This is a genomic window from Curtobacterium sp. DN_7.5, from assembly GCF_022655355.1.
Taxonomy (GTDB): Bacteria; Actinomycetota; Actinomycetes; order Actinomycetales; family Microbacteriaceae; genus Curtobacterium; species Curtobacterium luteum.
Window position 1 is genome coordinate 1150544 of the sequence record NZ_CP093378.1, and the last position, 12490, is coordinate 1163033.

Genomic DNA, 12490 nt, shown 5'->3' on the forward strand with positions numbered 1-12490 from the left:
GACATGTCGCACTACCTCTACCTCGTCCGGCACGGCGAGCACCAGGACGCGGAGCACGGTCTCCGCGACGGCAAGCTGTCGGAGCGCGGCAAGCGCCAGGCAACGCTGATCGCGGACCGTCTCGGTGGCGTTCCGTTCGACGCCGTGCACCACTCGCCGCTCGAGGCGCCGAGCGAGACCGCGGCGTTCATCGCCCAGCGGCTGCCCTCGATCCAGCCGGAGCCGTCGACGCTGCTCTTCGACTGCATCCCGTCCGGGCCCACGCCCGACATGCCGCACGCGTACCAGGGCTGGTACGGCGGCATCACGGAAGAGGAGATCATCGCCGGGCAGGCCCAGATGGGCGACGCGGTCGCCGAGTGGTTCACGCCCGCGCGCGAGGACCGGCACGACCTCCTCATCACGCACAACGCCGTCATCGGCTGGTTCGTCCGCGAGGCCTTCCAAGCACCCGAGTGGCGCTGGATGGGCACGAACGTCGCCCACACGGCCCTCACGATCATCCGCATCCGCTCGGCGAAGCCGGCCGAGGTCGTCACCCTGAACGACCTCGCGCACCTCCCGGTCGAGCTGCGCACCGGCCTCCCGGTCGACCAGCCCGTCTGAGCCCGGCGCGGTCCCGCAGGTCGCGTCCGTCGGACGTGGCCCGGCCTGGAGGCCCGGATCGCCTCAGCGGACCGGCTTGCGGTACCAGGCGGTCGCGTTGGGGTTCTCGTTGAACGGTGCGACGCGCGCGTAGCCCCGGCTGCGGTACATCGAGCCCGCCGCCACGAGCGAGTCGTTCGTGTCGAGCACGACCGCGGTTGCGCCGAGCGCTCCGGCAGCCGCCTCGAGCGCGTCCATGACCGCCGTCGCGACCCCGCGGCCCCGGCCCTCGGGGGTGACGTACACGTGCTTCACCTCGAAGCGGACGTCGACCCCGCCGTCCTCGGTCCGGCCGTCCGCGATGCGGCGCAGCCCGCCGCACCCCACCGGGACGGCGTCGTCGTACGCCACGACGAACACCCCGTCCGGCACCGTGAACTCGGCGGCCGGCGTGCGCTTCCGCGCGTAGGTGCCCTGGGCGCGCGGGAAGGTGCGCTCGCGCTCGTCGAGGTACGCGTCGAGCAGGGCGTCGACCTCCGGTGCGTCGGCGGGCACGGTCCTGACGTCGAGCGGCATGCCCCGATCCTAGGATGGTGGGCATGGTCACTCCCGTCGCCGTCGTCGGCGCCACCGGTCGGCTCGGGGCCCTCGTGGCCTCGGTGGTCGAGGAACTCCCGGACTTCGAGCTCGTCGCACGGCTCTCGTCGAAGGACGGCGCGCACGAGGCCCCGCCGTCGGTGTTCGGCGACGCGGCGCTCGTCGTGGACGTCACGGTCCCGGCGCTGAGCCCGGCGATCGTCGAAAACGCGCTCGTCGCGGGGGCGAACGTCCTCGTGGGGACCTCCGGCTGGTCGCAGGACCGGCTCGCGAAGCTCCGCGCCGGCCTCGAGGCCCGACCCGACCAGGGCGTGCTCGTCGTCCCGAACTTCTCGATCGGGTCCGTGCTCGGCACCCACCTCGCGACGATCGCCGCGCCGTGGTTCCCCTCGGTGGAGATCGTCGAGACGCACCACGCGGGCAAGGTCGACTCGCCCTCGGGCACCGCCGTCCGCACCGCGGAGCTCATCGCCGACGCCCGCCGCGAGGTCGGTCCGGTCGACGCTCCGCACGTCGACCAGCGCGCCCGCGGGCAGCAGGTCGCGAGCATCCCGATCCACTCGCTGCGGCTGCCCGGCGTGAAGGCCGTGCAGGACGTCCTGCTCAGCGGTCCCGGCGAGACCCTGACGATCCGGCACGACACGAACGACGACGTCGCCTACGTGGCGGGGATCCGAGCGGCCCTGACCGCGGTCGGCTCGACGCGCGGGCTGACCGTCGGGCTCGGCAGCGTCCTCGGAATCGGCTGAGGGACGACCGTGCTGAAGTCCGCCCGGTCACCGTTCTGGGGCGCCGCGCTCATGGCGGTGCTGCTGGTGCTCTACATCGTGCTCGTCGGGCAGCGGGCGGTCGCGTTCATCGCCACGGGCATCCCGATCGGCATCGGCATCGGCGTGGCGCTCTTCGTGGTCGCGGCGATCGGCGCGGTCCTGCTCGTCCTCGAACTCCGCTTCGGCTTCCGGATCACCCGGCTCGGCGCACGGCTCGAACGGGAGGGCGGTGCACCCGACGACGTGGTCGACGTGCGACCGTCGGGACGTCCGGTGCGTGACGCTGCCGACGACCTCTTCCCCCGGTACAAGGAGGCGGTGGAGCAGGACCCCGCCGACTGGCGCGGCTGGTACCGACTCGGCGTCGTCTACGACGCCGCCGGTGACCGCAAGCGGGCGCGGGCCGCGATGCGCGAAGCGCTCACCAGGGCGCGCGGCTGACGGCCTGGAGGGACGTGGCGGGGCCGCCCCGGGCCTCCAGGCCGTCTGCTGGTCGCGTTCAGAACGCGGCGTCGACGGCGTCCTCGGCACGCGCGTACCGGAACGTGTAGCCCGACTCCAGGAGCTTGGTCGGCACCATCTGCTGGCTCGACAGCAGCATCTCGTCGGCGGCATCCCGGAGGACGAGGCGCAGTGCGAACTCGGGCATCCGGAACAGGTAGGGGCGGTGCAGGTCCTCGGCGACGCGGTGGGTGATGCGGTCGGACACGGCCGGCTCCGGTCCCGCCAGGTTCACCGGACCCGACACCCCGGCGGCCTCGGGGCTGGTGGCGAGGTGCACGATCGCGCCGACCTCGTCGTCCAGGGCGATCCACGGCCAGAACTGGCCGCCGGTGCCGAGCCGACCGCCGAGACCGGCCTTCGTGAGCGGGGCGAGTGGTGCGAGCGCGCCACCGCCCTGCCCGACGACGATGCCGGTGCGCAGCGTGACGACGCGGACGCCGTCCGGGGCGGCGTTCGCGGCCGCCTCCCACGCGACGCACACCTCGGCGAGGAAGCCCGTGCCGGGAGCGGCATCGTCCTGCAGGACGTCGGAGGGGCGGTCGCCGTAGACGCCGGACGCCGAGCCGGACAGGAAGAGCGCCGGCGGGTTCGTCGTGTGCCGCATCGCCTCGACGAGCGTCTCGGTGGCGGACACGCGCGACCGCAGGATCTCCTGCTTGTACGCGGCGGTCCAGGGCAGCTTGCCGATGCTCGCGCCGGCGAGGTTCACCACGACGTCCGCGCCGTCGATGACCGCGGGGTCGAGGGGTCGCGAACCCGGTGCCCAGCGGAACTCGGTGGGGGAGCGGGGGTCTCGCCGCACGAGCGTGGAGACGTGGTGCCCGGCCTCGCGGAGCGCCCGGACGAGCGGGGTGCCGATGAAGCCGGACGCGCCGGCGACGACGATCGAGAGCGGTTGGGGGGTCGTGTCGGCCATGGGGACAACGGTACTCAGGAGCCTGGAGGTCGGGGCCGCGCCCGGCTGTGAGGTCGCCGATGTGGGTGGTCCCGTTTAGGCTCGTTGAGTGACCGACGAGACCGTGCAGCCCGATCCCACCGTCCCGACTCCGTACGAAGACCTGCTGCGTCGTGTGGTCGAGGAAGGCGCGCCGAAGGGCGACCGCACCGGCACCGGCACGCGCAGCATCTTCGGCGCCCAGCTGCGGTACGACCTGTCGGAGGGCTTCCCGCTCGTCTCGACGAAGCGCGTGCACTTCAAGTCGGTGGCGTACGAGCTGCTGTGGTTCCTGCGCGGCGACGGCAACGCCCGCTGGCTGCAGGAGCACGGTGTCCGGATCTGGAACGAGTGGGCGGGCGAGGACGGCGACCTCGGACCGGTGTACGGCGTGCAGTGGCGCTCGTGGCCGACGCCCTCCGGCGAGCACGTCGACCAGATCGCCCAGGTCATCGAGCAGATCCGCAACGATCCGGACTCCCGTCGCCTCATCGTCTCCGCGTGGAACGTCGCGGACGTGCCCGACATGGCGCTCGCCCCGTGCCACGCGTTCTTCCAGTTCTGGGTCAACGACGGCAAGCTCTCGTGCCAGCTCTACCAGCGGAGCGCGGACATGTTCCTCGGCGTGCCGTTCAACATCGCCTCGTACGCGCTCCTCACCCACATGATCGCGGCGCAGACCGGGCTCGAGGTCGGCGACTTCGTGTGGACCGGCGGCGACTGCCACGTGTACGACAACCACGTCGAGCAGGTCCGCGAGCAGCTGACCCGCACGCCGTACCCGATGCCGACGCTGACGCTCGCGCCGCGCGACTCCATCGACGACTACGTGTACGAGGACATCGAGGTCGTCGGGTACCACCACCACCCGTCCATCGCGGCCCCGGTCGCCGTCTGATGGTCGAGGGTGTGCTGCCCGACGGCTGGACGGAACCCGTCCGCGGGGTCGGCATGGTCTGGGCACGGTCGGTCTCCGGCGTGATCGGGGCCGACGGTGGCATCCCGTGGCACGTCCCGGAGGACCTCGCCCACTTCCGGACCGTCACCGGCGACGCCACCGTGGTGATGGGTCGTCGCACGTGGGAGTCCCTCCCGCCGCGCTTCCGGCCGCTGCCCGGGCGGCGGAACGTCGTGCTCACCCGCGACGCGGCGTGGAGCTTCTCGGAGGCCGCAGTCGGCGCCGAGGTGGTGCACGACCTCGCGACGGCGCTCGACACGGACGGGCCGGTCTGGGTGATGGGTGGGGGAGCGGTGTACGCCGACGCGCTGCCCTTCGCCGACCGGGTCTCCGAGACGATCGTCGACGTCGAGGTCCCGGGGGACACGGTCGCGCCGGAGCTCGGTGCGGGGTGGACCCTCGTCGACGAGGGTCCGTGGCAGGAGTCCCGCGTCGACGGCACGCGCTTCCGCTTCCTGGAGTGGCGCCGCGCCGAGCGAGCGCGCCCGTAGCGCGCCGCGGCGCGCGCCGCCGCGCGCGCCGCGCGCCGCGCGCCCGCCGCCGCCGCCGCCCACGGGTGCCGGTGCGTTCCGTTTCCGCACAACCAAAGACCGCGCACACCGCGGAAACGCGTGGTGCGCACTGACCTTGGTTGTGCGAACGCGAACAACGCCGTGTGCGCGCGAGCGGCCCACCGTCCGGGCGGACTGCGGTCCCGTCGCCCGTCCCCGGTACGCTGGTCTCCGTGTCCACGCGTGAGAATCCCTTCGGTCAGGTCCTCGTCGCCCTCGTGACCCCGTTCACCGCCGACGGCGAGGTCGACTGGCCGGGCGTCGAGCAGCACATCGACGACTGCATCACCGCCGGCGCAGACGGCATCGTCGTCACGGGCACCACGGGTGAGACGTCCACGCTCACCGACCCGGAGAAGCTCCGCCTGGTCGAGGTCGGCAAGTCCGTCGCCGCCGGTCGCGCGAAGATCATCACGGGCGGCGGCTCGAACGAGACCGCGCACGCGATCCACCTCTACAAGCAGAGCGAGAAGGCCGGCGCCGACGGCGTGATGATCGTCACGCCGTACTACAACAAGCCGACGCAGGCGGGCGTGCTCACCCACTTCCGGATGATCGCGGACGCCACCGACCTGCCGGTCATCCTCTACGACATCCCCGGCCGCACCGGGATCCCGATCACGTACGAGACCATCGTGCGGGCCTCGCACCACCCGAACATCCTCGCCGTGAAGGACGCCAAGGGCGACTTCGCCGAGGTCTCCCGGGTGCTCAACAACACCGACCTCATGTACTTCTCGGGCGACGACACGAACGTGCTCCCGCACCTGTCGATCGGGGCCACGGGGCTCATCGGCGTGACGGCGAACATCACGTCGACGCCGTACCGCACGATCGTCGACGCCGTGAACCGCGGCGACCTCGCGACCGCGACCGCCGAGCACAAGCGCGTCGAGCCGCTGGTCCGTGCGATCATGACCCACGTCCCCGGGACCGTCGCGGCGAAGTACGTGCTGCACGGACTCGGCCGCATCGGCAGCCCGCGCGTCCGGCTGCCGCTCGTCGGCCCCGAGGACACCGAGGCGTACGCCATCGAGACCTCCCTCGAGGCGGTCCGGGACATCCCGGGCGCCGACTTCTCGAACTTCCGCCCCGACCGCAACGCAGCGGCCGGCGGCGCACTGCCGAAGGTGCCAGGCACCACACGTTAGGAAAGACCGCGGCGCAGCGGTAGCGCGTCGCACGACAGTCAGGACCGAATGCCCACCCAGATCTCCACACCACAGCCGCTCGAAGCCGGCACCCTCCGCGTCGTCCCCATCGGTGGGCTCGGCGAGATCGGTCGCAACATGACCGTCTACGAGTACGAGGGCAAGCTCCTCGTCGTGGACGCCGGCGTGCTGTTCCCCGAGGAGCACCAGCCCGGCGTCGACCTGATCCTGCCGGACTTCGCGCCCATCCGGGACCGCCTCGACGACGTCCTCGGCGTCGTGCTCACGCACGGCCACGAGGACCACATCGGCGCCGTCCCGTACCTGCTCAAGCTCAAGGGCGACATCCCGCTGATCGGCTCCACGCTGACCCTCGCGCTCGTCGAGGCGAAGCTCAAGGAACACCGGATCAAGCCGTACACGCTCGTCGTCCAGGAAGACCAGACCGAGCAGCTCGGCCCGTTCCACCTCGAGTTCGTCGCCGTGAACCACTCCATCCCGGACGCCCTCGCCGTCGCGATCACGACCCCCGCCGGTCGGGTCCTGCACACGGGTGACTTCAAGATGGACCAGCTCCCGCTCGACGACCGCATCACCGACCTCCGCGCCTTCGCGCGGCTCGGCGAGCAGGGCGTCGACCTGTTCCTGCCGGACTCTACCAACGCCGACGTGCCGGGCTTCACCGCCCCGGAGCGCGACATCGGGCCGGTCCTCGAGAACATCATCGCGCGCGCCCGCAAGAAGGTCGTCGTGGCGAGCTTCTCGTCGCACGTCCACCGTGTGCAGCAGGTCCTCGACGCCGCGGCCGCCGCGAACCGCAAGGTCGCGTTCATGGGCCGGTCGATGATCCGAAACATGACGATCGCCGCCGAGCTCGGCTACCTCCGCGTGCCGGACGACGTGCTCATCGACACGAAGAAGGCGAAGAACGTCCCGGACGACCAGATCGTCTACATGTCGACCGGCTCGCAGGGCGAGCCGATGGCCGTCCTGGCACGCATGGCGAACCTCGAGCACCAGATCGAGATCGGCGAGGGCGACACCGTCATCCTCGCGTCCTCGCTCATCCCGGGCAACGAGAACGCCGTCTACCGCGTGATCGACGGGCTGACCAAGCTCGGCGCGAAGGTCGTGCACAAGGGCAACGCGAAGGTGCACGTCTCCGGGCACGCCAGCGCCGGCGAGCTGCTGTACTGCTACAACATCCTCCGGCCGAAGAACGTCCTGCCCGTGCACGGCGAGCACCGCCACCTCTACGCGAGCGCCGACCTCGCGATCCAGACCGGTGTCCCGCCGCGGAACGTCATCCTCGGGCAGGACGGCATCGTCGTCGACCTCAAGGACGGCGAGGTGCGCGTCGCGGGCCAGCTCGACATCGGGTACGTCTACGTCGACGGGTCGACCGTCGGCGAGATCACCGACGCCGACCTGAAGGACCGCCGTGTCCTCGCGGAAGAGGGCTTCATCTCCATCTTCTGCGCCGTGGACTTCACCACGGGCCAGTGCGTCGTCGGCCCGGAGATCCAGTCGCGCGGGTTCGCGGAGGACGAGTCGGTGTTCGACGACGTCCGTCCGCAGATCGCCAAGGCGCTGGCCGAGGCCGCCGCGAACGGCACGCGTGACCAGCACGCCTTCACCCAGGTGGTCCGGCGCACGGTCGGGCGCTGGGTGAACTCGAAGCACCGTCGTCGCCCGATGATCGTCCCGGTGGTCATCGAGGCATAGTCGCGTCCGCCGGTCGCGCTCGCGCGCGGTCCGGCCTGGAGGCCCGTCACACGTCCGTCACGGACGCTGCGGCGGGCCTCCCTCGCTTTGTCCTGGGCGGGGATTAGGGTTCTGCCCATGGCCGGAGGCACCAAGTCGACCACGCGCTCACGCGCGTCCTCGTCGTCGCGCACGAGCACGACGCGCGGGACGTCGCGCACCCAGGCCACGACGAAGAAGCTGCCACCGGCCAGCCAGCCCCCGGTCTTCCGTGAGCAGAACCCGCTCGTGACGGCGTGGCTCGCGATGGCCCACGGCGTCGGCGCCCTCTTCCGCGTGCTCGGCAAGGAGTCCCTCGAGAAGGACCAGCGGCGCGACGGCTTCCCGTTCCTGCTCGTCCTGCTCGCCATCGCCGGTGCCGTGGTCGAGTGGCTCAACCCGACGAGCGCGGTGTCGGTGAACCTCGACGCGTACACGTTCGGTGGACTCTTCGGCCGACTCGCCTTCGCGCTGCCGGTGATCATGGTCGTGTTCGCCGGATGGCTGTTCCGGCACCCGGCGTCGGTGCACGACAACACCCGCATCGGGATCGGCCTCGGGATCCTGCTCGTGTCGATCTCGTCGCTGTGCCACGTCTTCGGCGGCACCCCGAGCGCGTCCGACGGCATGCCGGCCCTCGCCGCCGCCGGAGGTGTGCTCGGCTGGGTCGTCATCGGGTGGCTCGTCACGATCGCGACCGCGTGGGTCGCCGTCCCGGTCGCCGTCGTGCTGCTGGTGCTCTCGCTCTTCATCATCACGAAGACGCCGCCGAACAAGACCGGCCGCCGCCTGCACGAGCTCTACGCCTACCTCTTCGGCGCCCCCGCGCCCGCCCCTGCGGACGACGCGGTCGACACCGCGCCGGAGTCGACGCCGCGGAAGCCCCGCGGCAAGGGCAAGAAGGACTCGCAGGAGTTCCAGCTCTTCGACGACCTCGGCTTCGGCGAGGACGGAGCACCCGGCGACGAGTCGGTCGAGACCGTGCCGTGGTGGCGCCGCAACAAGTCCGGCCGCGAGGAAGAACCGGCCTTCGACAGCCCCGTGCTGCCCGCCGCCGCGACGCAGGCCGCCCCGCCCGTGCCGCCGTCGGCCTCCCCGAACGCCGGAGCCGCCGCCGGACTCGTCGACCACACGCCGGCCGAGCCCGGATCGGTGAACCTCAACGACTCGATCGAGCAGGAGCTCGAGCACGCCGAGCAGGCCCTGCGCGACTTCGGCGCCGAGGTGCCCGCCGCACCCGCGCGCGTGGCCGAGCCGACGGTGGGCGAGGCGACCCGCCCGGATGCCGGCGTGTCCCCGGTGGTCTCCCCGAGCCTCCCGGCCGAGGACCCCGTCGACGACCCGGCCGACGCGGCCGACGGCCTGTCCGCCGCGGCCGACGACGAGGACCCGGACAAGCCGTACCGTCTGCCGGCGGCGACCACGCTGAGCGCGGGGACCCCGTCGGTGGCCCGCAGCCAGGCGAACGACGACATCGTCGCGGCGATCACCGGTGTGCTCACCGAGTTCAAGGTCGACGCGAAGGTCACCGGGTTCTCCCGTGGGCCGACGGTGACGCGCTACGAGATCGAGCTTGGTCCCGGCGTGAAGGTGGAGCGGGTCACCGCGCTGTCGAAGAACCTGTCCTACGCCGTCGCCTCGAACGAGGTGCGCATCCTCTCGCCGATCCCGGGCAAGAGCGCGATCGGCGTCGAGATCCCGAACACCGACCGCGAGACGGTGTCGCTCGGCGACGTCCTCCGGTCGAACGCGGCCCGCAAGTCGAAGCACCCGATGACGATCGGTGTCGGCAAGGACGTCGAGGGCGGCTTCGTCGTCGCGAACCTCGCGAAGATGCCGCACCTGCTCGTGGCCGGCTCCACCGGCTCCGGCAAGTCGGTGTTCATCAACTCGATGATCACCTCGCTCCTGATGCGCGCGAAGCCGTCCGAGGTGCGCATGGTCCTCGTGGACCCGAAGCGCGTCGAGCTCTCGATCTACGCCGGGGTCCCGCACCTCATCACGCCCATCATCACGAACCCGAAGAAGGCGGCGGAAGCGCTGCAGTGGGTCGTGAAGGAGATGGACATGCGGTACGACGACCTCGCGTCGTTCGGGTTCCGCCACGTCGACGACTTCAACAAGGCGATCGAGAACAACGAGATCATCCTGCCGGCGGGGAGTGAGCGGAAGCTCAAGAAGTACCCGTACCTGCTCGTGGTCGTGGACGAGCTCGCCGACCTCATGCTCGTCGCCCCGCGCGACGTCGAGGAGTCGATCGTCCGCATCACCCAGCTCGCCCGTGCCGCGGGGATCCACCTCGTGCTCGCGACCCAGCGCCCGTCGGTCGACGTCATCACCGGCCTCATCAAGGCGAACGTGCCGTCGCGCGTGGCCTTCGCGGTGACGAGCGTCACCGACTCGCGGGTCATCCTCGACCAGCCGGGTGCCGACAAGCTCATCGGCCAGGGCGACGCGCTCTTCCTGCCGATGGGCTCGTCGAAGGCCCTGCGCGTGCAGGGCGCCTGGGTGCAGGAGAGCGAGGTCGCCGAGGTCGTGCAGCACGTCACCCGGCAAGCCCGACCCGAGTACCGCCAGGACGTCCAGGCCGTGGTCGAGCGCAAGGAGATCGACGCGGACATCGGCGACGACCTCGAGCTGCTCCTGGCCGCGGTCGAGCAGGTCGTGTCGACGCAGTTCGGCTCGACGTCGATGCTGCAGCGCAAGCTCCGCGTCGGGTTCGCCAAGGCCGGACGCCTCATGGACCTCATGGAGTCCCGCGACATCGTCGGACCGTCCGAGGGGTCGAAGGCCCGCGACGTCCTCGTCACGCCGGACCAGCTCCCGGGGGTGCTCGCGAAGCTCCGCGGTGAGGAACCCCCGGCCGCCGCTCCGGTCGCTTCCGTCGCTCCCGCTGCTGCTGCGCCGGTGGCGTCCGCGCCGGACGACGGCGACCGGTACGGGGACGACCCGGTGGCGGACATGACGCGCGGGTACCCTGAGGAGGACGACGGACCGGACGAGGACGCGTGGGGACTGACCGGCAGGGAGTGAGTGCGATGACCAGCACCGAAGGCGCGCACAGTGCGGCGCAGTTCCCCTGGCGAGGGCGACTGATCCGCAAGGGCGACGGGCCCGCATCGACCGCGAACGTGGCGAACATCATCACGGTCGTGCGCATCCTCATGGCGCCGCTGTTCTTCGTCCTGCTGCTCGCGGACGGCGGTCAGGACGGCTCGCTGCGCATCTGGGCCGCGGTGCTCTTCGTCGTCGCGATCATCACCGACAGTGCCGACGGCATCATCGCTCGGCGCCAGAACCTCGTCACGGACTTCGGCAAGCTCGTCGACCCGATCGCGGACAAGGTCCTCATCGGCGGCGCGCTCGTGGCGCTCTCGATCCTCGGCGAACTGCCCTGGTTCGTCACCGTCCTGATCATGGTGCGGGAGATCGGCATCACGGTGTTCCGGTTCGCCGTGCTCTCGGACCGGGTGATCCCCGCGAGCCGCGGCGGGAAGATCAAGACCGTCCTGCAGGCCGTCGCGATCACGCTCGCGCTGTTCCCCTGGTGGCAGCTGGTCGGCGACTGGGCGCACGTGGTCAACACCGTCCTGATGACCGCCGCACTGCTCGCGACCGTGCTCAGCGGCCTCGACTACCTCTGGCAGGCGTGGAAGCACAACCGGGCCACGGCGTGACGACGGACGTCGACGGCTCCGCGCGCGAGCTCGTCGCTGCGCTCACCGCCCGGGGCGAGACCATCGCCGTGGCGGAGTCGCTGACCGGTGGGCTCGTCGTCGCGACGCTCGTCGGTGTCCCCGGTGCGAGTGCCGTCGTCCGTGGTGGTGTCGTGGCGTACGCGACGCCGGTGAAGCACACGGTGCTCGGCGTCGACGCGGACCTGCTCGCCCAGCGCGGCGCCGTCGACCCCGAGGTCGCCCGGCAGATGGCCGCGGGTGCCCGCTCCGCACTGTCCGTGGACGGGGAGCCCGCGACCTGGGGGATCAGCACGACGGGTGTCGCGGGCCCGGACCCACAGGACGGCAAGCCGGTGGGCACGGTGTTCGTCGGCATCGCGTCGGCGGAACGCGCCGTCGCCTGGGAGCTGCACCTCTCGGGCGACCGCACGGCAATCCGGGAGGGCACGGTCTCCGAACTCCTGGCACGGATGTCGTCCACGGCGAACGGCGCTCTCCCCACCGTGGGGGAATAGGCACCGTTTCCACTGGGTTACATCTGACGCAATCTCCAGCAGGAGCGCAGCCCGAGTGGCTAGCATGCTGCAACCGGCAACGCTCGTGTTGCCGGACCTCTCCCGATCGACCCGGTCGGGCGGGCGCGGAGACGACAGGAAGGAGGAGTTCTCATGGTTCTCGTTCGTCAGGAGATCGGCGACGTCCTTCGGGACTTCCGCTTGCAGAAGGGCCGGACCCTCCGTCAGGTCGCGTCCAAGGCCAGCGTCGCACTCGGCTACCTCAGCGAGGTGGAGCGCGGACAGAAGGAAGCCAGCTCCGAGATCCTCGCTTCGGTCGCCGACGCACTGGACACCCCCATCTCCACGATCATGCGTGAGGTGGGCGACCGTCTCGCGGTCGTCGAGGGGCTCACGCCCGTCCCCGACACGCTGCCCGACGAGCTCGTCGCCGAGTTCGACAACGACCTCGCGGTGCGCTGACCCGCACTGCTCACGAACACCCCCGCCGGTCCGCCGGTGGGGG

At 71.3% G+C, this 12490-nt stretch carries 13 protein-coding genes; 11 read left to right on the forward strand and 2 right to left on the reverse strand.

Annotated elements, in window-relative coordinates:
* Window positions 1-3 precede the first annotated feature (3 nt).
* Window positions 4-606 carry a histidine phosphatase family protein gene (locus tag MON03_RS05400; RefSeq protein WP_031273474.1) on the forward strand — a complete coding sequence of 201 codons (603 nt, stop codon included), beginning with the start codon at window positions 4-6 and terminating at the stop codon, window positions 604-606.
* Window positions 607-669: 63 nt separating this feature from the next.
* Here the strand turns inward: MON03_RS05400 and MON03_RS05405 are convergent, their stop codons facing one another.
* Entirely contained in the window at window positions 670-1161 is a 492-nt protein-coding gene (locus MON03_RS05405) for a GNAT family N-acetyltransferase (RefSeq protein ID WP_242090944.1), read from the reverse strand.
* 23 nt (window positions 1162-1184) lie between these two features.
* Between MON03_RS05405 and MON03_RS05410 the strand changes: the two genes are divergently transcribed.
* Window positions 1185-1931 carry a 4-hydroxy-tetrahydrodipicolinate reductase gene (locus tag MON03_RS05410; protein WP_242090945.1) on the forward strand — a complete coding sequence of 249 codons (747 nt, stop codon included), beginning with the start codon at window positions 1185-1187 and terminating at the stop codon, window positions 1929-1931.
* 51 nt (window positions 1932-1982) lie between these two features.
* Window positions 1983-2393 (forward strand): tetratricopeptide repeat protein, encoded by a 411-nt coding sequence (locus MON03_RS05415; protein ID WP_242091420.1) that lies wholly within the window; start codon window positions 1983-1985, stop codon window positions 2391-2393.
* Between the two features lie 58 nt (window positions 2394-2451).
* Here MON03_RS05415 and MON03_RS05420 read toward each other — a convergent pair whose 3' ends face one another.
* Window positions 2452-3372: a TIGR01777 family oxidoreductase gene (locus MON03_RS05420; RefSeq protein ID WP_175328433.1), complete on the reverse strand. Its 921-nt coding sequence runs from the start codon at window positions 3370-3372 to the stop codon at window positions 2452-2454.
* Window positions 3373-3460: 88 nt separating this feature from the next.
* On the opposite strand from MON03_RS05420, the gene MON03_RS05425 reads away from it, so the two are divergent.
* The 8 genes from MON03_RS05425 to MON03_RS05460 all read left to right on the forward strand — a co-directional run bounded on the left by MON03_RS05425 (window position 3461) and on the right by MON03_RS05460 (window position 12447).
* Window positions 3461-4288, forward strand: a complete 828-nt coding sequence (locus MON03_RS05425) for a thymidylate synthase (RefSeq protein WP_022903607.1) — start codon at window positions 3461-3463, stop codon at window positions 4286-4288.
* Window positions 4288-4839: a dihydrofolate reductase gene (locus MON03_RS05430; protein WP_242090947.1), complete on the forward strand. Its 552-nt coding sequence runs from the start codon at window positions 4288-4290 to the stop codon at window positions 4837-4839. The genes MON03_RS05425 and MON03_RS05430 overlap by 1 nt, the downstream gene beginning before the upstream one ends.
* A 233-nt stretch (window positions 4840-5072) precedes the next feature.
* On the forward strand, window positions 5073-6050 hold the full coding sequence (gene dapA, locus MON03_RS05435; RefSeq protein WP_022903605.1) for a 4-hydroxy-tetrahydrodipicolinate synthase: 978 nt from the start codon (window positions 5073-5075) through the stop codon (window positions 6048-6050).
* A 48-nt stretch (window positions 6051-6098) separates the two neighbouring features.
* Window positions 6099-7775, forward strand: coding sequence for a ribonuclease J (locus tag MON03_RS05440; protein ID WP_175328245.1), 1677 nt, complete (start codon window positions 6099-6101; stop codon window positions 7773-7775).
* 117 nt (window positions 7776-7892) lie between these two features.
* Complete coding sequence (locus MON03_RS05445; protein WP_242090948.1) at window positions 7893-10826, forward strand: FtsK/SpoIIIE family DNA translocase; 2934 nt, start codon at window positions 7893-7895, stop codon at window positions 10824-10826.
* Window positions 10827-10831: 5 nt separating this feature from the next.
* The gene (gene pgsA / locus MON03_RS05450) at window positions 10832-11470 is read left to right on the forward strand and encodes a CDP-diacylglycerol--glycerol-3-phosphate 3-phosphatidyltransferase (RefSeq protein WP_175328243.1); all 639 of its coding nucleotides are present in this window, start codon (window positions 10832-10834) and stop codon (window positions 11468-11470) included.
* On the forward strand, window positions 11467-11985 hold the full coding sequence (locus tag MON03_RS05455; protein WP_242090949.1) for a CinA family protein: 519 nt from the start codon (window positions 11467-11469) through the stop codon (window positions 11983-11985). Before pgsA ends, MON03_RS05455 begins: the two co-directional genes overlap by 4 nt.
* A 153-nt stretch (window positions 11986-12138) precedes the next feature.
* Window positions 12139-12447: a helix-turn-helix domain-containing protein gene (locus MON03_RS05460; protein WP_058725115.1), complete on the forward strand. Its 309-nt coding sequence runs from the start codon at window positions 12139-12141 to the stop codon at window positions 12445-12447.
* Window positions 12448-12490: the final 43 nt, after the last annotated feature.

Bases quoted from the DNA above. Each gene is read 5' to 3' on its own strand.
- MON03_RS05460 (WP_058725115.1), top strand. From the start codon at position 12,139: ATGGTTCTCGTTCGTCAGGAGATCGGCGACGTCCTTCGGGACTTCCGC.
- MON03_RS05430 (WP_242090947.1), top strand. From the start codon at position 4,288: ATGGTCGAGGGTGTGCTGCCCGACGGCTGGACGGAACCCGTCCGCGGG.
- MON03_RS05420 (WP_175328433.1), bottom strand. From the start codon at position 3,372: ATGGCCGACACGACCCCCCAACCGCTCTCGATCGTCGTCGCCGGCGCG.
- MON03_RS05440 (WP_175328245.1), top strand. From the start codon at position 6,099: ATGCCCACCCAGATCTCCACACCACAGCCGCTCGAAGCCGGCACCCTC.
- MON03_RS05410 (WP_242090945.1), top strand. From the start codon at position 1,185: ATGGTCACTCCCGTCGCCGTCGTCGGCGCCACCGGTCGGCTCGGGGCC.
- pgsA (WP_175328243.1), top strand. From the start codon at position 10,832: ATGACCAGCACCGAAGGCGCGCACAGTGCGGCGCAGTTCCCCTGGCGA.
- MON03_RS05415 (WP_242091420.1), top strand. From the start codon at position 1,983: ATGGCGGTGCTGCTGGTGCTCTACATCGTGCTCGTCGGGCAGCGGGCG.
- MON03_RS05445 (WP_242090948.1), top strand. From the start codon at position 7,893: ATGGCCGGAGGCACCAAGTCGACCACGCGCTCACGCGCGTCCTCGTCG.
- MON03_RS05405 (WP_242090944.1), bottom strand. From the start codon at position 1,161: ATGCCGCTCGACGTCAGGACCGTGCCCGCCGACGCACCGGAGGTCGAC.
- MON03_RS05400 (WP_031273474.1), top strand. From the start codon at position 4: ATGTCGCACTACCTCTACCTCGTCCGGCACGGCGAGCACCAGGACGCG.